At 61.2% G+C, this 21143-nt stretch carries 20 protein-coding genes; 11 read left to right on the forward strand and 9 right to left on the reverse strand.

Features of this window, described 5'->3' with window-relative positions; translation table 11 throughout:
* Positions 1-8: 8 nt before the first annotated feature.
* The 5 genes from LXM96_RS04840 to LXM96_RS04860 all read right to left on the reverse strand — a co-directional run bounded on the left by LXM96_RS04840 (position 9) and on the right by LXM96_RS04860 (position 4978).
* Complete coding sequence (locus LXM96_RS04840; protein WP_239997254.1) at positions 9-1064, reverse strand: ABC transporter ATP-binding protein; 1056 nt, start codon at positions 1062-1064, stop codon at positions 9-11.
* 11 nt (positions 1065-1075) lie between these two features.
* Positions 1076-1867, reverse strand: a complete 792-nt coding sequence (locus LXM96_RS04845; RefSeq protein ID WP_239997255.1) for an ABC transporter permease — start codon at positions 1865-1867, stop codon at positions 1076-1078.
* Positions 1864-2739 (reverse strand): ABC transporter permease, encoded by an 876-nt coding sequence (locus tag LXM96_RS04850; protein WP_239997256.1) that lies wholly within the window; start codon positions 2737-2739, stop codon positions 1864-1866. The genes LXM96_RS04845 and LXM96_RS04850 overlap by 4 nt, the downstream gene beginning before the upstream one ends.
* Positions 2740-2856: 117 nt before the next feature.
* On the reverse strand, positions 2857-3963 hold the full coding sequence (locus LXM96_RS04855; RefSeq protein WP_239997257.1) for an ABC transporter substrate-binding protein: 1107 nt from the start codon (positions 3961-3963) through the stop codon (positions 2857-2859).
* A gap of 127 nt (positions 3964-4090) precedes the next feature.
* The gene (locus tag LXM96_RS04860) at positions 4091-4978 is read right to left on the reverse strand and encodes a MurR/RpiR family transcriptional regulator (RefSeq protein WP_239997258.1); all 888 of its coding nucleotides are present in this window, start codon (positions 4976-4978) and stop codon (positions 4091-4093) included.
* Positions 4979-5141: 163 nt separating this feature from the next.
* On the opposite strand from LXM96_RS04860, the gene LXM96_RS04865 reads away from it, so the two are divergent.
* The 8 genes from LXM96_RS04865 (at position 5142) to LXM96_RS04900 (ending at position 13904) form a co-directional block, all read left to right on the forward strand.
* A complete protein-coding gene (locus LXM96_RS04865) occupies positions 5142-5936 on the forward strand; it encodes an N-formylglutamate amidohydrolase (protein ID WP_394801903.1) in 795 nt (264 codons plus the stop codon).
* 67 nt (positions 5937-6003) lie between these two features.
* On the forward strand, positions 6004-6513 hold the full coding sequence (locus tag LXM96_RS04870; RefSeq protein ID WP_239997260.1) for a TRAP transporter small permease subunit: 510 nt from the start codon (positions 6004-6006) through the stop codon (positions 6511-6513).
* Positions 6510-7835, forward strand: coding sequence for a TRAP transporter large permease (locus LXM96_RS04875; protein WP_239997261.1), 1326 nt, complete (start codon positions 6510-6512; stop codon positions 7833-7835). Before LXM96_RS04870 ends, LXM96_RS04875 begins: the two co-directional genes overlap by 4 nt.
* Before the next feature lie 99 nt (positions 7836-7934).
* Complete coding sequence (locus tag LXM96_RS04880; protein ID WP_239997262.1) at positions 7935-8981, forward strand: TRAP transporter substrate-binding protein; 1047 nt, start codon at positions 7935-7937, stop codon at positions 8979-8981.
* Between the two features lie 77 nt (positions 8982-9058).
* The gene (locus tag LXM96_RS04885) at positions 9059-10429 is read left to right on the forward strand and encodes a glutamine synthetase family protein (protein WP_239997263.1); all 1371 of its coding nucleotides are present in this window, start codon (positions 9059-9061) and stop codon (positions 10427-10429) included.
* A 37-nt stretch (positions 10430-10466) separates the two neighbouring features.
* On the forward strand, positions 10467-11852 hold the full coding sequence (locus tag LXM96_RS04890; RefSeq protein ID WP_239997264.1) for an aldehyde dehydrogenase family protein: 1386 nt from the start codon (positions 10467-10469) through the stop codon (positions 11850-11852).
* The gene (locus LXM96_RS04895; protein WP_239997265.1) at positions 11849-12994 is read left to right on the forward strand and encodes an iron-containing alcohol dehydrogenase; all 1146 of its coding nucleotides are present in this window, start codon (positions 11849-11851) and stop codon (positions 12992-12994) included. Before LXM96_RS04890 ends, LXM96_RS04895 begins: the two co-directional genes overlap by 4 nt.
* Before the next feature lie 193 nt (positions 12995-13187).
* The gene (locus LXM96_RS04900; protein WP_239997266.1) at positions 13188-13904 is read left to right on the forward strand and encodes a ParA family protein; all 717 of its coding nucleotides are present in this window, start codon (positions 13188-13190) and stop codon (positions 13902-13904) included.
* A 46-nt stretch (positions 13905-13950) separates the two neighbouring features.
* On the opposite strand, the gene LXM96_RS04905 is transcribed toward LXM96_RS04900, so the two are convergent.
* Entirely contained in the window at positions 13951-15261 is a 1311-nt protein-coding gene (locus LXM96_RS04905; protein ID WP_239997774.1) for a L,D-transpeptidase family protein, read from the reverse strand.
* A 251-nt stretch (positions 15262-15512) separates the two neighbouring features.
* On the opposite strand from LXM96_RS04905, the gene LXM96_RS04910 reads away from it, so the two are divergent.
* From LXM96_RS04910 to LXM96_RS04920, 3 genes are all read left to right on the forward strand, one after another.
* The gene (locus tag LXM96_RS04910) at positions 15513-16352 is read left to right on the forward strand and encodes a DUF4432 family protein (RefSeq protein WP_239997267.1); all 840 of its coding nucleotides are present in this window, start codon (positions 15513-15515) and stop codon (positions 16350-16352) included.
* Positions 16353-16421: 69 nt separating this feature from the next.
* On the forward strand, positions 16422-16760 hold the full coding sequence (locus LXM96_RS04915; RefSeq protein WP_239997268.1) for a TIGR01244 family sulfur transferase: 339 nt from the start codon (positions 16422-16424) through the stop codon (positions 16758-16760).
* A gap of 61 nt (positions 16761-16821) precedes the next feature.
* Complete coding sequence (locus LXM96_RS04920) at positions 16822-17163, forward strand: RidA family protein (protein WP_239997269.1); 342 nt, start codon at positions 16822-16824, stop codon at positions 17161-17163.
* 70 nt (positions 17164-17233) lie between these two features.
* On the opposite strand, the gene LXM96_RS04925 is transcribed toward LXM96_RS04920, so the two are convergent.
* Genes LXM96_RS04925 through LXM96_RS04935 form a run of 3 tightly spaced genes read right to left on the reverse strand, consistent with a single transcriptional unit; the run spans position 17234 to position 21062 of the window.
* Positions 17234-18883, reverse strand: a complete 1650-nt coding sequence (locus LXM96_RS04925; protein ID WP_239997270.1) for a thiamine pyrophosphate-binding protein — start codon at positions 18881-18883, stop codon at positions 17234-17236.
* Positions 18880-20088 carry a CaiB/BaiF CoA transferase family protein gene (locus tag LXM96_RS04930; RefSeq protein ID WP_239997271.1) on the reverse strand — a complete coding sequence of 403 codons (1209 nt, stop codon included), beginning with the start codon at positions 20086-20088 and terminating at the stop codon, positions 18880-18882. The genes LXM96_RS04925 and LXM96_RS04930 overlap by 4 nt, the downstream gene beginning before the upstream one ends.
* Complete coding sequence (locus tag LXM96_RS04935) at positions 20085-21062, reverse strand: DMT family transporter (protein ID WP_239997272.1); 978 nt, start codon at positions 21060-21062, stop codon at positions 20085-20087. Before LXM96_RS04935 ends, LXM96_RS04930 begins: the two co-directional genes overlap by 4 nt.
* Between the last annotated feature and the right edge of the window lie 81 nt (positions 21063-21143).

Here is a 21143-nt window from a genome sequence, read left to right on the forward strand (position 1 = left end):
TCACCGTGCTAATCTCTGACGACGAGCAGGTCGCCCGAGGAGAATCGGAGGTCAACGGTCTCGCCCGGTCTCGGCATGGTGAGATCAGGTGCATTGAACGTGTCGAAGGATACGGGATTGCCGGCCACCGAAATCTTGGTTCGGATCACCGAGCCCAGGAAGCTTGACGACAGCACATCTCCTTTGAGCGTTGTATCGCCGGAACCTTGGAGCGAGCCCGCCTCAGGACGCAGCGCCAGGACGATCGGTTCGCCTGCCGTTTTGCCGACGAGGGTTTCCTTGAGCGTGATCACCTGATTGCCCACGCGGACCGTGTGCTCGGCCGGATCCACCACCGTGGCGTCCAGCATGTTCAGCGTTCCCACGAACGACGCAACGAAGCGGGTGGCAGGGCGATTGTAGATTTCCGATGGCGTGCCGATTTGGTCGGCGCGGCCTGCGTTCATCACGACGATGCGGTCGGAGATCGAGAGGGCTTCTTCCTGGTCGTGCGTCACGAAGACGGTGGTGATGCCGAGCTGGCGCTGGATCTGGCGGATCTCTTCGCGCAACGAGATACGAATCTTGGCGTCCAGTGCGGAAAGGGGCTCGTCGAGCAGCAGGAGCTGGGGCTTTGGAGCAAGCGCACGCGCCAACGCCACGCGCTGCTGCTGGCCGCCAGACATCTGGTAAGGGTAGCGGTCCGCCAGATGCTCCAGGCGGATGAGGGCCAGCATTTCCTTCACACGGGCCTCGATCGCAGCCCGCGGCGTCCCGGCGACCTTGAGGCCGAACGCGACATTGTCGAAAACGTTCATGTTCGGGAACAATGCGTAGGCTTGGAACACCATGCCGATGTTGCGCTGGTTGGTCTTCAGGCGGCTCTGGTCCCTCCCGTCGATGCTGATCGTGCCGCCGCTCGGCGTCTCGAAGCCGGCAATCATTCGCAGAACGGTCGTCTTGCCGCAGCCGGAGGGGCCGAGAAAGGAGACGAACTCGCCTTTCTCGATCGCCATGTTGAAGTTCTTCACCACCTGAACGGCGCCGAAGCATTTTTGGAGGTTGTCGAGAACCAGGAACGACATGAACGAAAATCCTAGTGGCGCGCCGGTGCGGCCTTGCTGAAGCGGGAAACGAACTGAATGAGGGCGAGACAGGCCCAGGTGATGGTAAAGGCAATGACGGAGAGAGCGAAGGGCTCATAGGCCTTGTTGGCACCAATCCGTTGGAGATATGGGCCGAAAGCAGGACGGTCGAGCAGGGCCGCCAGCGTGAACTCGCCGATCACGATGGCGAAGGTGAGGAAGGCGCCGGAAAGGACGGCCGGCACGACGTTTGGCAGGATCACGCGGCGCAGGATGGTGAACCAGCCCGCCCCTAGGATTTGGGCGGCTTCGGTTAGCGTCGCGACGTCTATCGTTCTGAGCCCCGTATCCACGGCACGGTACATGTAAGGCAGCGCCAGGATTGTGTAGCCGAAAGCGAGGAGGGTGTTGGTGCCGAAGATGGAGCCGGTCAGCGGCAGCCAGCTTGCCGTGTTGTAGAGGCGGATATAGCCGAACACCACGACAATGGCCGGGATGACAAGCGGCAGCAACGTCAGGAACTCAACGTAAGGCCGCGCCCAGGGCATCTTCAGGCGCACCCAGAAGGCCGTCGGGACGACGATCAGGATGCCGATCACGATCGTCACCAGCGCCATGACCACCGAATAGGTGAAGGTCGCCTGGAATTGCGGGTCGGCGAAGACCTCGCGGTAGGCATCGAAGGAGTAGACGCCGCGGCGCGCCTTCAGCGAAAACTCGAACAGACCGCTGAGAGGCAGGAAGAAGTAGAGCAGGCCGAAGATCAGGACGGCCCAGCCGACGATGCGGGTCCAGACGCTCATTTCAGCCACCTCTCGGCGCGGATGCGCAGCCAGATGTAGACGACGTTGGCGATGGCGGTCACCACGATCATGCCGAAGGCCATGGCGTAACCCAGGTTGGGGTTGCCGAGGACATCGCCGCGGATCTGCGCAAAAAGCTGGATGGGGATGATATTGAGGCTTGAGCCCGTGAGGGCGTATGCCGTCGCGACGGCGCCGAAGGAGTTGGCGAAGAGCAGGGCGAAGGTTCCGAGCAGCGAGGGAAATAGAATCGGGAGGGCCACCATGCGCCAGTATTGCATGCCCGTTGCGCCGAGCACTTCGGCCGCTTCCCGCCACTCGCGGCGCAGCCCCTCGAGCGCCGGCGTGATGATGAGGATCATCAGCGGGATCTGGAAGAACAGGTAGGTGATCGTCAACCCCCAGAAGCTCAGGATGTTGAACCCGAGGTCGCGCTGAAGGACGATGCCGAAGTTCTGGCGCAGCATGACGGTGACGAGGCCGACAGGTCCTAAGGTCGCCAGGAAGGCGAAGGCGAGCGGCACGCCGGCGAAATTTGAGGCAACACCGGAAAAGGTCATCAACGGCGACCTGATCCAGCGCGGAACAGCCCTGAATGTCACGGCTGCCGCCATACCGAATCCGACCAGACAGCCGATTGCTGCCGAGGCGACGGACACCTTGATCGAGATCCAGTAACTCGACGGGATCGTGCCGCTATTGAGATCGAGGATGTTCTGTAGCGTGAAGGTGCCCTCTGGGGTCTGGAAGGCGCCGATGACGATGTGCATCGTCGGCAGAACCAGGAAGAGCCCGACGAAGATGACAAAGGGCATGAGCCCCAGCCACGTAAAGTTGAGACGCAGCCGGGGAACAGGTGGCGCTTGATTCATGGCGGCAGCTTTCCCCTCGTCGGCGCGTTTTGGTCTGTGGCGAAAATAAGGCCAGGCCGTCCGGCATGGCAAGCCCCGGCCCGAACAGGTCGGGCCGGGGCTATGGAGAAGGCGTCCTTACTGAACGTTGGCGCCGACGACGCTATCCCAGCCGCCAGTGACGGCAGCCTTGTTGGCGTTCTGCTCTTCGACGGTCGGGAAGACGGCCGCTTCGTAGCTTTCGGCTGGCGGCAGCGCGTCCATCAGCTCCTGAGGGATTTTGCCGGCCTTGGCCATGGCATTGAAGCGCGCCGGGTGGCAATAGCCCTTCAGCCACAGGTTCTGGCCTTCGTCGGAGTAGAGGTATTCCATCCAAAGCTTCGCAGCATTCGGGTGCGGTGCATAGGCGGAGATGCCCTGGACGTAGACGCCGGCGAGGACGCCCGTCTTCGGTACCACGACCTCAACCGGCGGATTACCGTTCAGCTCGTCGCGCCATGCCAGCGCGTTGTAATCCCATGCGATGGTGATCGGCGTTGCGCCTTGGGCTATTGTTCCTGCTTTAGCAACGACGGGTACGAAATTGCCGGCCTTGTTCAGCTCAGCGAAGAATTCCAGGCCCGCCTTGCCCGCTTCCTCACCCGCCGCCGCACCTCGGGAAAGTCCAGCTGCAAGAACTGCAAGAATTGCTTGGTTGGAGGACAGTGGAGGGCCCGCAAGTGCAACCTGGCCCGCATACTCCGGCTTCAGGAGGTCTGCCCAATCCTGCGGTACGGTCTCAACCATGTCCTTGTTCACGATGAAGGACAGAACGCCGTAGTAGTCGCCGTACCAGTAGCCTTCGGCATCCTTCACGTCGTCGGGGATCTCGTCCCAGGTGGAAACCTTGTAGGGCTGCAGCAGGCCCTCTTCCTTCATCTGCGGACCGAAGGCCAACCCGACGTCGACTACGTCAGGGGCCTGCGGACCCTTGTTGTCCTTGTTGGCCTTGATCGCCTCGACTTCGTCGGCAGAGCCGGCGTCTGGGTTCAGTTCGTTGACCTGGATCTCCGGATACTTGGCCTTGAAGCCGGCGATGACGTCGCCATAGCCGCACCAGCTGTGGGGCAGGGCGATGGTCGTCAGCATGCCTTCCTTCTTGGCAGCTTCGACGAGCTCCGCGCTCGGCTCGGCAGCGACGAAGCTTGCCGAAGCGATGACGAGCGCGGTCGTCAGGGAGAGCAGGCGGTGGGTCTTGTTGAGCACGATATCCTCCTGAGGTTTGGTCGTGTGGCGGCGACTCGTAGAGCCGGTTCATGTACGGTATGTGACAGTCTGCACGGGTGACTATTCCCCGATAAGTATCTTTCACCGCAGGCATTTCGCCGGAAGTTCATTCCAGCCTGTCTCTGTGCGGACGGCGGAAAAGACGCGATTGCTCGAAGAGTTCTTCGAGCGAGGTCATGCGTTTGCGCGTCCTGTCCCAAGTGGCGCTCTGTACGGCTTCGATCAGTGCCTCGACGAGGAAGAGGGTCACGACAGAGGAGTCCCAGGCACTCGGCGCCTCGATCCGGGCGCGGAAGCTGTGTCGGGCATGTTTCGCGACCGGCGAACCCCAGATGTCGGTGATCAGGATGATCACGACGCCGTTTTGCCTGGCGACCTCCGCCAGGGTCGCCATTTCCTGTTCGTAACGGCGGATGTCGAAGATCACCAGGACATCGCCGCGGTTCATGTTCAGCACATGCTGCGGCCAGGAACTTGAGTTGTTCGAGATCAGCGTGGTCCTGGGGCGGATGACCTGCATGTGCGTGAAGAAATATTCTGCGAGCGCCCCGGTGATGCGACCGCCGACAAAATAGACGCTGCGATCGAGGTCGCCCAGCAGTGCTGCGGCACCTTCGAACGTCTTGGTGTCCAGGTCGGAAAGCGTGTCGCGGAGGTTGGCGGTCACCGCTTCCGCAAAACGGTTGAGGATATGCGTGCCGGGCGCGTTGAGTGCCCAACGGTCGTGCTTGGCAATCGGATTGGAGATCGTTTCCTCAAGCTCGTGGTGCAGGTGGGACTGAAATTCCGGATATCCCTTGAAGCCGAGCTTCTGCACCATGCGCGCTACGGTCGGCGTCGAAACGCCGGCATTGTCCGCAATTGTCGTGATGCTCCCAAGCCCGGACACCGGATAGTTCTCCAAGATCCTGTCGGCCAGCTGCTTTTCGGCACGTGTCAGGCTGTCGTAGCGGGTGCGGATGACATCCGAGACGGTGCGTGCGGCGGTTGGCACTAGTGCTGTTCCCTTCCGGTCTTCGCCGGTTGACGCGATTTAACGCTTCTTTCCGCCGGCGAGTCAATGCGCGTGATGAAGAGAAATTTTCAGAATTGCATTGACGGAGGATTGAAGATGAAGAATTCTCTTCGGCGTGTTCCAAAGTTGCGCTCCGGACGACATGCTGGCCGACATGACATTCTTCACGAAAAATGACGGCGAGCCAGTCGCAATCGAGAACCCTCGGGGATGGGGCGACGTGCTCCTCGTTTGTGAACATGCTTCGCGCAGACTGCCGAAACGGTACGGCACCCTTGGGCTATCTGAGGACGCCCTTTCCTCGCATATCGCTTGGGATCCGGGTGCGCTCGCGGTTGCGCGGCTCATGTCGAAGCAGCTTGACGCCACACTGATCTACCAGCGCTTTTCCCGCCTCGTCTATGATTGCAATCGCCCTCCGGAATCGCCTGCCGCTATACGCGACGTCAGCGAGGTCTTCCGTATTCCCGGCAACGAAAACCTGACTGAGGCGGAAAAGTCGCTACGAACAACATCGCTCTACCTGCCGTTTCAGGGCGCGATCCGCGACGAGATTGCGGCGCGACGGGCGAGGGGACTGCAGACGGTACTGGTCACGGTCCACAGCTTCACGCGCGTCTATTTTGGACGGGAGCGGGCGGTGGAGATCGGCATCCTCCACGATACGGACAGCCGCCTAGCGGAGGCAATGCTGGACGCGGCAGCCGATACGAATCTCTACAAGGTGGAACGGAACGAGCCCTATGGCCCGGCAGACGGCGTGACGCACACGCTTGAACTTCATGCCTTGCCCGCCGGGCTTCTGAACGTGATGATTGAAGTCCGCAACGACCTGATCGCCGACGAGGCGGGTCAGACCGCGGCGGCAGGCTTCCTCAGCAAGTTGCTGAGGGAGAGCATTGGCACGCTGACCAAGAACAAAAAAAATGGCGGCTGACGAGGTGGAACGGACTGGGAGAATGAAAGGGTGCACGATCACACAATCCTAGCTGCGGCGGGCGCCGATGCCTAACGTGCTCAAGACTTACGTCCGCGTTGTCGACCGCTTCAACCGCGGGGTCGGTCGCGTGACCATGTACCTGATCTTCGTGATGATGGGGATCCTCCTATGGTCGTCCATGTCGAAGGCATTCTTCCTGCCGTCGCTCTGGACGCTGGAGATGGCCCAGTTCGTGATGGCGGCCTATTTTCTGCTCGGCGGCGCCTATTCGCTGCAGATGGACTCCCATGTCCGCATGGATCTTGCCTACGGACGGTGGTCGCCGAAGACCAAGGCGATGATCGATGTCATCACTATCTTCATGCTGTTCATCTACCTGTTCTTCCTGCTCTACGGCGGTATCTCGAGCACGACCTACGCAATCAAGTACAACGAGACCAGCTATTCTTCTTGGTCGCCGTACATGGCGCCGATCAAGATCACCATGGTGATCGGGATATTCCTGACCTTCCTGCAGGCTACCTCCATCTTCATCAAGGATCTGGCGGTTGCGCTGGGAAGGCCGCTGGCATGAGTGCAGAACTGATCATCCTGTTCATGTTCTCCTCCATGCTGCTCAGCATGCTGACGGGCCAGCGGGTCTTTGCCGTCATCGGCTTCGTCGGCGTCGTGGCTGCCGCAATCTTGTGGGGCAATGGCGGTTTCGAACTCGGCTTCTCGGCCGCGATGAAGCTGATGAAGTGGTATCCGCTCCTGACGCTGCCGATGTTCATTTTCATGGGCTACCTCCTGTCGGAGTCCGGTATTGCGGAAGACCTCTACAAGGCGTTCCACGTCTGGATGGGCGGTCTTCGCGGTGGCCTCGCCGTCGGCACGATCGGCTTGATGGTCATCATCTCGGCGATGAACGGGCTATCTGTTGCCGGCATGGCGATCGGCGCGACGATCGCGCTGCCGGAACTGCTCAAGCGCGGGTATGACAAGACCATGGTGACCGGTGTCATCCAGGCGGGCAGTTCGCTCGGGATCCTGGTGCCGCCAAGCGTAGTGCTCGTCCTTTATGGCATGATCGCGCGGCAGCCGGTCGGACAGCTTTGGCTTGCCGGCGCATTTCCGGGGCTGCTCCTGGCGACCCTGTTCATCATCTACATCGTCATCCGCTGCCACCTGAACCCGGCGCTGGGGCCGGTGCTCCCGAAGGAAGAGCGGGACCTCCCGCTGACGGAGAAGCTTAAGTTGCTTCAAGCCGGCATCCTGCCGTTCCTGATCTTCTTCCTGATGATGGGGCTCTTCCTGATGGGCTATACCAGCCTCGTGGAGAGCTCGGCGGTCGGCGCGCTGTCGGCGCTGGTCGTTGCCCTGCTGAAGGGGCGTCTCGGCAACGGTGTGCTGACGCGCACGATCGAGCAGACGCTTGGCATCACCTGCATGTTCATGTGGATCATCCTTGCCGCCCTCTGCTTCGGCGCCGTTTTCGACGGGCTGGGCGCTGTGCGGGCGATCGAGGGACTGCTGGTGAACGACTGGGGGCTATCGCCCTGGACGATCCTGATCATGATGCAGGTGTCTTTCATCCTGATGGGCATGTTTCTCGACGACACGGCCATGCTCGTCATCGTCGCGCCTCTTTATATCCCGCTTGTCGGAAAGCTGGGCTTCGACCTGATCTGGTACGGCGTGCTCTACACCATCACCTGCCAGATCTCCTACATGACGCCGCCTTTCGGCTACAATCTCTTCCTGATGCGGGCGATGGCACCGCCAGAGGTGTCGCTGGGCGACATCTACCGGTCCGTATGGCCCTTCGTCATCATCATGATGCTCGGGCTCGCCATCATCATGGCCTTCCCGCAGATCGCACTCTGGCTGCCGGAGCATCTCAATGTTCGCGGCTAGAGCGGTAACATCAAGAACGAGAGCCCGGGGAACGGGCCGGATGCGCACCCGACAACCGGTGCGGCGTGACTGTATCAATCAGCAACAGAGGGAACAGACATGACGAACAGACGCGAATTTCTCAAGAAAGCCGGCATGACGGCCGCTGCAGCGGGACCGGCCATGCTGGCGGCTCCGCACGTGAGAGCGCAGGCGCCGATCCGCTGGCGGTTGCAGACCTATGCCGGTCCGGCGCTTGCCGAGCACGTCATCAAGCCGGCCATCGACTCCTTCAACAAGATCGCCGACGGCCAGATGGAGATCGAACTCTACACCGCAGACCAACTTGTGCCGACGGGCGAACTGTTCCGCGCCATGCAGGCCGGCACCATCGATGCGGTGCAGTCGGACGACGACTCGATGAACTCGCCCGTCGATATCAAGGTGTTCGGCGGCTACTTCCCCTTCGCTTCGCGTTACAGCCTCGACGTGCCGACGCTGTTCCACCAGTACGGCCTGAACGAAATCTGGGAAGAGGCCTACAACGAGGTCGGCGTGAAATGGCTGTCCGCCGGTTCTTGGGACCCCTGCAACTTCGCCACCAACAAGCCGCTGAAGAGCCTGGAGGACCTGAAGGGTCTTCGCATCTTCACCTTCCCGACGGCCGGGCAGTTCCTGGCGCGCTTCGGCGTCGTTCCGGTCACGCTGCCCTGGGAAGACGTGCAGGTGGCAATGCAGACGGGTGAGATTGATGGCATCGCCTGGTCCGGCATTACCGAGGATTACACCGTCGGTTGGGCGGACGTAACGAAGTACTTCCTCACCAACAACATCTCCGGTGCCTGGTGCGGTTCCTTCTTCGCCAATGCCGACCGTTGGGCGGAGGTGCCGGACAACCTGAAGGAACTCTTCATGCTGACGATGGATTCGTCGCACTACTACCGCCAGCATTGGTATTGGGGTGGCGAGGCGAAGCTGCGCGTCGAGGGCACAAAGCTGGAACTGACGACCATCCCGGAAGCGGAATGGAAGACGGTCGAGGTAGAGGCTCTGAAGTTTTGGGACGAAACAGCCCAGATCAGCCCGCGTTGCGCCAAGGTGGTCGAGATACTGAAAAAGTACCGTGAGACGATGGAGAAGGCCGGGCCGCCTTACCGCTATACCTGATATCTTTTCGCAATAGCAGATCCGGAACCACCGGATCTGCTTCCGCCTGAACATGCTTCTCCTGACGGAACCCACCCATGACCGCTCCCTATACTTTCGCCACCCTGAAGGCCGACGTCGAAGCTGGCCGGATCGATACCGTGCTTGCCTGCCTCGTCGACATGCAGGGCCGGCTGATGGGCAAGCGTTTCCAGGCTGAGTTCTTCGTCGAGAGCGCGTACGAGGAAACGCACAGCTGCAATTATCTGCTGGCGACCGATATGGAGATGGAGACCATATCCGGCTACAAGGCGACGAGTTGGGAAACAGGCTACGGCGACTATACGATGAAGCCGGACCTTTCGACACTGCGCCGCGTGCCTTGGCTGGAGGGCACGGCGCTCGTGCTTTGCGACGTACTGGACCACCACACGCACGAGGAGGTGGCGCATTCGCCGCGCGCCATCCTCAAGAAGCAGGTCGCGCGGCTCCAAGCCATGGGGATGAAGGCATTCATGGCAACCGAACTGGAGTTCTTCCTGTTCGACCAGACCTACGAACAGGCGCAGGCGTCCGGCTATCGCAACCTCAAGCTCGCCAGCGGGTACAACGAAGACTACCACATCTTCCAGACCAGCAAGGAAGAGGAGGTGATGCGGGCGATCCGCAACGGATTGCAGGGCGCCGGGATTCCGGTGGAGAATTCCAAGGGCGAAGCCTCGGCCGGGCAGGAGGAGATCAATGTCCGCTACGCCGATGCACTGACCATGGCCGACCGTCACGTGATCATCAAGAACGGCTGCAAGGAGATCGCCTGGTCGAAAGGCAAGGCCATCACCTTCCTTGCCAAGTGGAACTACAATGCCGCAGGTTCCTCCTCCCACATCCATCAGTCGCTCTGGAGTGCTGACGGAAAGACGCCGCTCTTCTTCGACAAGGACGCCGAGCACGGCATGTCCGAGACGATGAAGCACTACGTCGCGGGCCTGCTCGCCCATGCCGGCGAGATCACCTATTTCTTGGCGCCCTACATCAACTCCTACAAGCGGTTCATGGCCGGCACGTTCGCGCCCACCAAGGCCATCTGGTCAAAGGACAACCGCACGGCCGGCTATCGCCTCTGCGGTGACTCGACCAAGGGCATCCGAATCGAATGCCGCGTCGGCGGCTCCGACCTCAATCCCTATCTCGCCATGGCCGCGCTGCTCGCAGCCGGCATCGATGGGATCGAGAAGAAGATGGAGCTGGAGCCTGCCTTCGTCGGCGACGCCTATGGCGGCAAGGACATCCGCGAGATCCCGAATACGCTGCGGGGGGCGACTGCATTGATGCACGGCTCCGCCATGCTGCGCGCCGCTTTCGGTGACGACGTCATCGACCATTACACCCGTGCGGCGCAATGGGAGCAGGAGGAATACGATCGCCGCATCACCGACTGGGAAGTGGCGCGCGGGTTCGAAAGGGCCTAGTGCTCAAACCAAGATCATAACGACAGGAAGCGTGATCATGACCATGATCCAATGTATTTCGCCGGTCGACGGCTCCGTCTATGCCGAGCGGGAGGCCATGCGGTTCGAAGAGGCGTCCGCCGCCGTGGACCGCGCCCGCAAAGCTCAGAAGGCCTGGGCAAAACGGCCGCTGGAGGAGCGCGTACAACTGGTGCTCAAGGGAGTTACGCGGCTCAACGAGATGGCCGACGAAATCGTGCCAGAACTTGCCTGGATGATGGGCCGTCCGGTCCGCTATGGCGGCGAGTTCAAGGGCTTCAACGAACGCTCCAACTATGTTGCCTCAATTGCGGCCGACGCCTTGGCGCCGATGGTGGTGGAGGAAAGCGCCAGCTTCGAGCGCCGCATCGAGCGTGAGGCGCACGGCGTCGTCTTCGTCATCGCCCCGTGGAACTACCCGTACATGACGGCGATCAACACGGTTGCGCCGGCGCTTATGGCCGGTAATTCAGTCGTCATCAAGCATGCCTCGCAGACGCTGCTGGTCGGCGAGCGGCTAGTACGTGCCTTCGTCGAGGCGGGCGTGCCGGAGGACGTCTTCGTCAACCTCTTCCTCGACCATGACACCACCTCGGCGCTTATCGCCGCCGGCAAGTTCAACTTCATCAACTTCACCGGCTCGGTTGAAGGCGGACGCTCCATCGAGCGCGCAGCCGCAGGCACCTTCACCGGGCTCGGCCTCGAGCTCGGCGGCAAGGATCCGGGTTACGTCATGGAGGACGCCGATCTCGATGCGGCTGTCGACACGCTGATGGATGGCGCCACCTACAATTCCGGACAGTGCTGCTGCGGTATCGAGCGCATCTACGTCCATGAGTCGCTATACGACCAGTTCGTGGAAAAATCGGTCGCCTGGGTCTCGAACTATAAGCTCGGCAATCCGCTGGAGCAGGAGACGACGCTGGGGCCGATGGCGAACAAGCGTTTTGCACAGGTCGTCCGTGAGCAGGTGGCAGATGCCGTTTCGCGCGGCGCGAAGGCGCTGGTCGATCCGAAGCTCTTTCCGGCCGACGACGGCGGCGCTTATCTGGCGCCGCAGGTTCTGGTGGATGTCGATCACTCCATGTCGTTCATGACCGAAGAGACCTTCGGCCCGGCCGTCGGGATCATGAAAGTGAAGAGCGACGATGAGGCGATCTCTCTGATGAACGACAGCAAGTACGGGCTGACGGCGTCGCTCTGGACCCAGGATGCGGAAAGGGCAGGGCGGATCGGCCGCGAGATTGAGACCGGCACCGTGTTCATGAACCGCGCCGACTATCTCGATCCGGCACTGTGCTGGACCGGCGTCAAGGAGACCGGCCGCGGCGGCTCGCTCTCCGTCCTCGGCTTCCACAACCTCACAAGACCCAAGTCCTACCATCTGAAGAAAGTCACGAGATGAACATCGTCGCGAACTGGAGCTACCCGACTGCCGTCAAGCTCGGCCGGGGCCGGATCAAGGAACTGGCCGACGCCTGCAAGTCGCTCGGCATGAAGAAGCCGCTTCTGGTCACCGACCGTGGACTTGCCTCGATGGCGATCACCGGTCATACGCTGGATGTTCTGGAGGAGGCGGGCCTCGGTCGTGCGATCTTCGCCGATGTCGATCCCAACCCGAACGAGAAGAACCTGGAAGCAGGCGTCAGAGCGTTCCGCGATGGCGGGCACGATGGCGTCGTCGCTTTCGGTGGCGGCTCGGGCTTGGATCTTGGCAAGGCGGTCGCCTTCATGGTCGGCCAGACGCGGCCCGTTTGGGATTTCGAGGATATCGGCGACTGGTGGACGCGGGCCAGCATCGAGGGCATTGCCCCTATCGTTGCGGTACCGACGACCGCCGGCACTGGGTCGGAAGTCGGCCGCGCCTCGGTGATCACCAATTCCGAGACCCATGTGAAGAAAATCATCTTCCACCCGAAGTTCTTGCCCGGCGTGGTGATCGCCGATCCGGAGCTGACGGTCGGCATGCCGAAGATGATCACCGCCGGTACCGGCATGGACGCTTTCGCGCACTGCCTGGAAGCCTATTGCTCGCCCTTCTACCACCCGATGAGCCAAGGGATTGCGCTCGAGGGCATGCGGCTCGTGAAGGAATTCCTGCCGCGTGCGTACAAGGACGGGACGGATATCGAAGCACGCACTAACATGATGGCCGCCGCTGCCATGGGGGCGGTCGCCTTCCAGAAGGGTCTTGGCGCGATTCATTCGCTGTCCCATCCGATCGGCGCCGTTTACAACACGCATCACGGCATGACGAACGCGGTTGTCATGCCGCCGGTGCTGCGCTTCAACCGGTCGGCGATCGAGGAGAAAATCGAGCGTGCGGCCGCATATCTCGGTATCAGCGGAGGCTTCGACGGCTTCTACGACTATGTCCTGTCGCTACGGGCGGAACTCGGCGTACCGGAAAACTTGACGGCGATGGGTATCGGTCAGGATCGAATTGATGAGCTCGCCGCCATGGCGATCGAGGATCCCAGCTGCGGCGGTAATCCCGTGCCGATGACGCTGGGAAACACGACGCAGCTGTTTCACGATTGCTTCTGAGCGACTTGATCAAACTTAGAAGCCCCGGAGCCACGGCCCGAGGCTTTTTTGTGCCCGCACGACAAGTTGGGGACTATATCCGAGGCCGCTAAATTTAGACTTCATTAACCATGATTAAGCAGGATGCGCCCAATGCACCATGCTTCGGCGGTGCGGCTTCGAGCGATGCGGCTCACACCCCTGAGGACTGAGAATGCCCGTAATATCTTTTGCCAATGCCAAGGGCGGAGCCGGCAAGACCACCGCCGCCCTTCTGCTCGCGACCGAGCTTGCCCATCAGGGCTATCGGGTTGCGATCATCGACTGTGACCCGCAGCACTGGATCAGCCAATGGGCGGAGATTTCCGGTCCGATTCGCAACCTGCAGGTCATTTCCGAGGCCTCCGTCGCTTCCCTGCAATGTCATCTGCGCGAGATGGCTTCGCAGGTCGAGTTCTTTGTGATCGACCTCGCCGGCGCCAAGGACGCCCTTGTGACGACGGCGATAGGACTTTCTGATCATGTCATGATCCCTGTTCAGGGCTCGGCCATGGATGCTAAGGGCGCTGCCCAGATCCTCGATCTGTTGACGTTGATGAAAGAGAAGGCGAACCTCGCGATCCCGCATTCGGTCGTGCTCACGCGTGTGACCTCCATGGTCACGACGAAGGCGCTGCTGACCATCAAGGGACTGCTTGCGGCACGGGGCGTAAACGTGCTGAATGCGCCGATCGGCGAGCGCACCGCCTTCAAGGAATTGTTTGAAGCAGGTGGTACGCTCCATACCCTGGATACCGCAAAGGTCAGCAATGTCGACAAGGCAAAAGAAAATGCTGCCGCCTTCGCTCAGGAAGTCCTTCGCCTGATGCCGACGCAAGTCATCCGCTCGCCGCGCTTGCGCGTTTTCCCTTTCGGCCGCAGCGCCGCGTAAGTCCAACCTTGAATTTACGAAAAAGGCGCCCCGAAAGGCGCCTTTTTTATTCGACGAACTCTACGGTCGTTCCCGGCTTCACCATCTTCGCCAGTTCGGTAGCGTCCCAGTTGGTGAGACGGATGCAGCCATTGCTGTTGGTCTTTCCGATCTTGGACGGCTCCGGGGTGCCGTGGATCCCGTAGGTCGGTTTCGACAGGGCGATCCACACCGTCCCTACCGGACCATTCGGACCAGGCGGGATCTCCAGGATCTTGTCGTTATTGCCCTGCTTGAAGTTGATCTTCGGGTTGTAGGTGTAGCCCGGGTTGAGGGCGATGCGCGTAACGGTGTGCGAGCCAGAAGGCGAGGGGGTTGCCGTTGATCCGATCGTGGCGGGGTAAGCTGCAATCAGGTTGCCGTCATCGCCATAGGCCAGGACCTGTTCCTTGCTTTTGTCGGCAACGATTCGGGTTACGGCGCCAGTCTTCGGCTCTCCGGGGCTGATGACCTTGATGGTCGTGCCGGGGATGGAGAGATCTACGCCCGGGTTGAGCGCCTTCAGGTAGTTCTCGTCCATGTGAAACTGTTCCGCCAGCTTTTCGCTGGTGGAGGTATAGGCCATGGCCGGGAGTTGCGCCTTTTGCGAGTAGTCTTCCGGGATAGAGGCAACAAACGGGCCTGCCGCATCGGCAGCGGTGATCGTATAGTCGACGATGGGAAGACCGCCGGAATAGCTCAGGCGCTGCATGATGTCTTCGGAATTGTTCGGGTCGAGCGTCTCGCCCGTCATCTCCTGCCATGCGGCGATCGCCTTGTTGACGTTCTCGCCCAGGTGGCCGTCAATGACCCCAGGAGAAATGCCCTCCCGGTCGAGGAAGACCTGCAGGGCGGCGACTTCTGCCTGTGGTTTCTTCGTCACCGCAATGATCGGTTTTTCTGGCTCCAGCTGTTGAAGAGGTTGTTGCTGGCGCTCGATCGAGGCGTAGTCGTCTTCCGGCTGCTGGTCCTGCGGATAGGGCTGGTCCTCCAGGGGGAGCCGTGTGATGGAACCGGAGTCGGGGATGGAGCCGGTGAACGCGCCCGGCTCTTCGGGCCGATATTCGCGATAGTCTCTGTAACCGGCAGTGTCGCGATATTCGCGGTAGCCGCCTGGCCGGGGCGGATACTGGTCGACCCGACGCGGCGCGTAGCCCTCATTGCGCATTTCGGTCGCGACGACATTGCCGTCGCGGTCGATCAGGATAAGGCGCCCCGCGCGGTCTCGGCTGGTAACCACTTCGCCCTGTTCGGGGACATAATCCAGAATGCTGCCGTCGGGTGCGACCAGCATGGTGTCCGACGCATAAGGATCGTAAATGGACTGAGCCAAGGCCATCGAGGCGCCATACGTCACCAGGAGAGCAAATCCGAGACCAGCGGTGAGAAGCCTTTTCACGTTGCTACCGACCTTCTTGTTGAACAGAGATGAAATCGCCGAGGCAGCGAAACGTTCCGGCTCGCGCATCTGCCGCCACAGACAAGCAAATTTTGACGCTAATGTGAAAAAGGTGAATTCGTCATGAACGCGCCGTTAATTTCTCCTCACGTTCTGATAACAGAGTCGTGCCCTGGGAGTGAGGAACTGAAATGAAAGCTTTTTCCGCCGCCGTTGGTCCACGCCTTTTCCTCGACGAAACCTCGGTCCTGGATATCGGCTCATGCTTCGTCGGCGAGGTGGATGTCGCGCCGGGGCGTGCGATCCCAGACGACGGCGATCCCCGGATCGATCATTCGCTGGAAGGCTTCCTCTTTACGTGCGGGCCTGACCACATCCGTCATCCGGAGCCTATCCCCGGGCGCCGGGACGGCAAGACCTATCCGCTGCACGGGTCCTTCTCGTCCCATCCGGCCGAGCTTCTTTTCTGGGATGTGCAGGACGGAGGCGCGGAATGCCGCGCCAAGGTCCCAGTGAAACTCGCCGATGGTGGGCTGGCGCTCCTGGAGCGTCACTGGCGCATCAACGGGGAGAGCGGCGAAGTCTGTCTGTTCGACACGGTGACCAACTCCGGCACCAAGCCCTTTCCGGCCGTCCAAATGTATCACATGAACATCGGCGCCTGGCTATTCGACAGCGAGGTGAAGCTCAACGGCAAGATGCTGGAGAACGGCAGTCTGCCGTGGAACTTTGGCGAGGATCCGGGCGGCGTGTTCTGCGTGCCGGCTGCGACGGATGAAAACGGCTGGGCCGAGGTGAGCCTCGGGCCGATCGCTGCGATCGGTGGGGCGACGCTGAAGGTGAAGTTCCGAACCGACACGCTTCCGCATCTGCAGGTCTGGCGCAATCAGCAGGCGCCGGCACATGTGCTGGGGATCGAGCCGGTTTCGCATCGTTGGGTGAGCCGTAAGGAACTGGCGGACAATGGTGAATTGAAGCCGCTGAAGCTCGGCGAAAGCATCGACTACGCGCTCCGCTTCTCGTTTGCCTGAACCGTCTCAATTGACGCTCCGCCGGTGGCAGCGTAATGCAGGATCCACGTCTCAGCCGGAGGAAATGCGATGGACATCCGACAGATCAACCACGAATACGCGGTGGCCGGACAGATTACCGTAGAGGATCTGGAGCAGATCAGGGCGATGGGTTTCAAGTCGATCGTCTGCAACCGCCCGGACGAAGAAGAGCCCGGTCAGCCGACTTTCGCCCAGATCTCTGCAAAGGCACAGGAGCTTGGCCTGGAGATCAAACATGTGCCGGTCGGCCGGATGGGCGTCGATTCGGACGCCGTCAACGGTATGGTGGATGCCTTGGACGAGATGCCGCGGCCGATGCTCGGCTATTGCCGGTCGGGTGCACGCTCGACGGCCATCTACGAGAAGAGCCAGCACATCCGCGGCTGAGATCTTTCGCAGCCGGCCCAGCCGGCTACAGTTTCCAAACTCAACGCAATCAGGAGCATTCATGAGCATCAAGCGCATCGAACCCGGCGCCCGCATGAGCGGCGCCGTCGTGCACGGCGACACCGTCTATCTGTCCGGCCAAGTCGGCGAGGGTGAAACGGTCAAGGAACAGTGCGAATATGCGCTGCGCGAAGTCGATCGCCTGCTCGCGGCCGCTGGCAGCGACAAGTCGAAGATCCTGCAGACGCTGATCTATCTGTCGGATATGTCCTACTTCGCTGAAATGAATGCTGCCTGGGAAGCGTGGATCGATCCGGCCAACACACCGGCACGCGCAACCAGCGAAGCCAAGCTGGCGGCACCGAAGTACAAGGTTGAATTCACAGTTACCGCAGCGATTTAAGCGGCTGTCAGTCCGATTCCGAAAGCCGGCGCATCCCTCTGATGCGTCGGCTTTTTTGTAGGTTTTCGACTCAGGCTCTTTCGCGGATCTGCGTCAGCGTGCGAGTGGGCGTGATGGCTTCTGCGTCCAGCTTGACTTCAATGATGGCCGGCTTGCCGCTGGCGCGCGCCCGTTCGAAGGCCGGCGCGAAGTCCTGCGTCCTTTCCACCAACTCGCCATGGCCGCCAAAGGCCTTGGCGTAGGTGACGAAATCCGGATTGACGAGGTCGGTGGCGCTGACGCGGCCGGGATATTCCCGCTCCTGGTGCATGCGGATCGTGCCATAGGTGCCGTTGTTCACCAGCACCGTGATGATCGGCAGATTGTAGCGGACCGCTGTGATGAACTCCTGCCCGTGCATCATGAAGCAGCCATCGCCGGCAAAGCAGATCACCTCCCGGGCGGGGAACACCTGCTTGGCCGCCACTGCCGCCGGGAGGCCGTAGCCCATGGAGCCCGATGTCGGCGCAGCCTGGGTATTGAATTTGCGGAAGCGGTGGAAGCGGTGGACCCAGGTGGCATAGTTTCCGGCGCCGTTGCAGAAGATGGTATCCTCTGCGGTATTGGCATCGATCCATTCCATGATCGGTCCCATCTGGACCCCACCCGGTCCCGTCTGCGGCGGGGTCGACCACTTCAGATAGGCGTCATGCATGGCGGATTTCCGCTCGGCCCAAAGCGGTGCTGCTGGCGGTTCCAGATGCTTGAGCGCGGACGCGAATTCGGCAGGCGCCGCGCAGATCGCGAGATCTGGCCGATAGATGCGGCCCAGTTCCTCCGGATCCGGAAAGACGTGAACGAGCTTCTGGGCCGGGTAGGGAATATCGATCAGCGTGTAGCTGGACGATGGCATTTCCGACATCCGGGCGCCCACGAGAACCAGCAGGTCGGATTCCTTAATCTCCTTGGCAAGCGCCGGATTGATCCCGATGCCGACATCGCCGGCGTAGCTCGGGTGCAGATGGTCGAACAGCATCTGCCGGCGGAAGGAGCAGCCGACGGGCACCTTGAATCGGCTGGCGAACGCCTGCACGTCTGCAACGGCCTGTTCACTCCAGCGCGTTCCGCCGAGGATGAACATCGGCCGCTGCGCATCTTTCAGCAGGGCCTCCAGCGCCTGCATCTGGCTCGGGCCAGGATGGGCCTCGACCGGTGTATAAGCCTTGGCCGCAGGGGCATTGACCTCCTCCACCAGCATGTCTTCGGGCAGCGTCAGGACCACGGGGCCGGGCCGGCCGGAGGTGGCGACCGCGAAGGCGCGGGTCACGAATTCCGGGATGCGGCGGGCATCGTCGATCTCGCCGACCCACTTGGCAAATTCAGTGAAGGCACGGCGGTACTCGACCTCCTGGAAGGCCTCGCGCTCACGTGCATCGCGCTGCACCTGGCCGATGAAGAGGATCATCGGAATGGAATCCTGCTTGGCAATGTGAAGTCCGGCGGACGCATTGGTCGCTCCGGGCCCACGGGTGACCATGCAGATGCCAGGCTCCCCGGTCAGCCTGCCCCAGCAGTCGGCCATCATCGCAGCGCCGCCTTCCTGGCGGCAGACCAGCGTTTCGATCCCGCTTTCATAGAGCGCATCGAGGACGGCAAGGTAGCTCTCTCCTGGTACGCAAGATACGCGCTTCACTCCATTCGCTCTTAGCGCGTCGACGATCAGTTGGCCCCCGGTCTTCATCTGTCTTTTCCCTTGATCTCGATGTCGTTCAGTTCCGCCAGCACGTCGGCGGTATGTTCTCCGAGCTTCGGGCTCGGGCGGTGATAGGCAAGCGGTGTCTCCGACAGCATGATCGGCGTACGCACGCCTGGGATCATGCTACCGTCTGCGGCTTCCAGGTCGATGCGCATCTGGCGGGCCTGAACCTGCGGATCGCTGAACATTTCCGCTATGGAATTGATCGGTCCCGCAGGGACGGCATTCTCGCCGCAGGCGGTAAGCAGGTCGGCTTTGGTCCATGTCTGCGTCTGCGCGAGAAGAAGACGTCTAAGCTCCACACGGTTCGCAACGCGGGCCCGGTTGGTGGCGAAGCGGTCGTCGTCCGCCATCGTCTCAGTGCCGAGTATGGTGCAGAAGCGGCGAAACTGCCCGTCATTGCCAACTGCCAGGATAATGTGACCGTCGCTTGCCGGAATGACTTCATAAGGGCTGATGTTCGGATGGGCGTTCCCCAAACGCGCTGGCGCTGTTCCGGAGACGAGGTAGTTCATGTTCTGGTTGGCCAGAACGGCAGACATCACGTCGAGAAGGGCCATGTCGATCATCTGGCCTTCGCCCGTCTTCATGGCGTGGATTAGAGCCGCCTGGATGGCCGTCACGGCATAGATCCCGGTAAAGATATCGGCAATTGCGACACCCGCCTTCATCGGCTGGCCATCTGCCTCGCCGGTAATCGACATAAAGCCGGACATGCCCTGAACGATGTAGTCGTAGCCGGCAAGGCTGGCGTAGGGGCCGTCCTGGCCAAAGCCGGTGATCGAGCAGTAGACGAGCTTTGGGTTGATCGCCCTCAGGGTTTCGTAGTCAAGTCCGTACTTCTTCAGCCCGCCGAGCTTGAAGTTCTCGATCACGACGTCCGCGCTGACAACCAGCCGCCGGACAATCTCCTGGCCCGCTTCCGTCTTCAGGTCGACGGCCACGGACCGCTTGCCGCGATTGGTCGCATGGTAGTAGGCGGCAGAGAGGTTCTCCCCGTCCTTACCTTCCACAAAAGGCGGTCCCCAGGCCCGGGTGTCGTCGCCACCCTCCGGATGTTCCACCTTGATGACATCTGCGCCAAGATCGGCAAGCATCTGTCCCGCCCACGGACCCGCAAGAACACGAGCGAGCTCTATGACGCGGATGCCGGCAAGCGGGGGCTGCTTCTTTTCAATATTAGGGGTCATGGCGTGTTCAATCGAGCCCCAACCGAGGCTTCCGTAGTGGTGGCAGGCTTGGAGGCGATGCGCCTCTCGCGCCAGATGATGTAAAGGCCGGAGCCGACGATGATCGAGATGCCGAGCCATTTCACGGCATCTGGAAAGTCTGCGAAGACAAGCCAGCCGAAAAGCGTGGCAGAGACGATCTCGAAATATTGCATGGGTGCCAGAACGGAGGCCGGAGCGACGCGGTAGGCGTAGACGGCCAAGATGCCTGACAGCGAGGCAAAAAAACCGACGCCGAGCAGCCACAACAGGACCGTAGTATCGGGCCACGAGGGAGCAAGAAAACCAACGCCCGTCGCGTCTCCGAACACCAGCAAGAGGACGCAGATCGGGATGCCCCACAAAGACATCTGGAACTGCATTGCCCAGGGATTCTCCCGTGGCGCCAGCGCTCGCGTCATCAGGGCGAAGACCGCCACGCAGAAGGCGGTGATGATTGGCAGGATCGCGACGAGCCCCACCTCCTCGAAGCTTGGACGAATGACGATCATGGCGCCGAGGAAGCCGACGGCGCACGCCGTGTAGCGGCGCCAGCCGATGGTTTCGCCAAGGAAGATGCTGGCGAGGATCGTCAGGATGATGGGTTCGACAAAGAAGATGGCAATCGCGTCGGCGACTGGCATGACGGCAAGGGTAGCCACGAAGCAGATCATCGAGAGCGTAATGATGCCGGCGCGCGCAGCGTGATAGGCGCTCATCCGCCAGGAGAATTTCCGCCAGAGTCCATTCCATAGGACGATCGGCAGCATGAAGAGCGCCTGGAAGACGAAGCGTGCGGCGGTGATCATGGTGGGCGATGTCGTGTTGGTGGCGAGCTTCGAGAAGATGTCGATCAGCGGCGCCGCCAACATGGCGAGCAACATTAACAGGAGCCCATTGACGCTGCCTGCAGTCGGTACGTCTGAGGCGGCGGGGCCGCCGGCTGGCGAAGTCATTTCATCTAATCTCGCAAGGCGCGGCAGCTACGGCGTTCGCGGTGATGTCATTCATATAGCCGCGCTCCGCTGGCGAGGCAC

The organism is Rhizobium halophilum (assembly GCF_021648825.1).
In the GTDB taxonomy this organism is placed as follows: Bacteria; Pseudomonadota; Alphaproteobacteria; order Rhizobiales; family Rhizobiaceae; genus Neorhizobium; species Neorhizobium halophilum.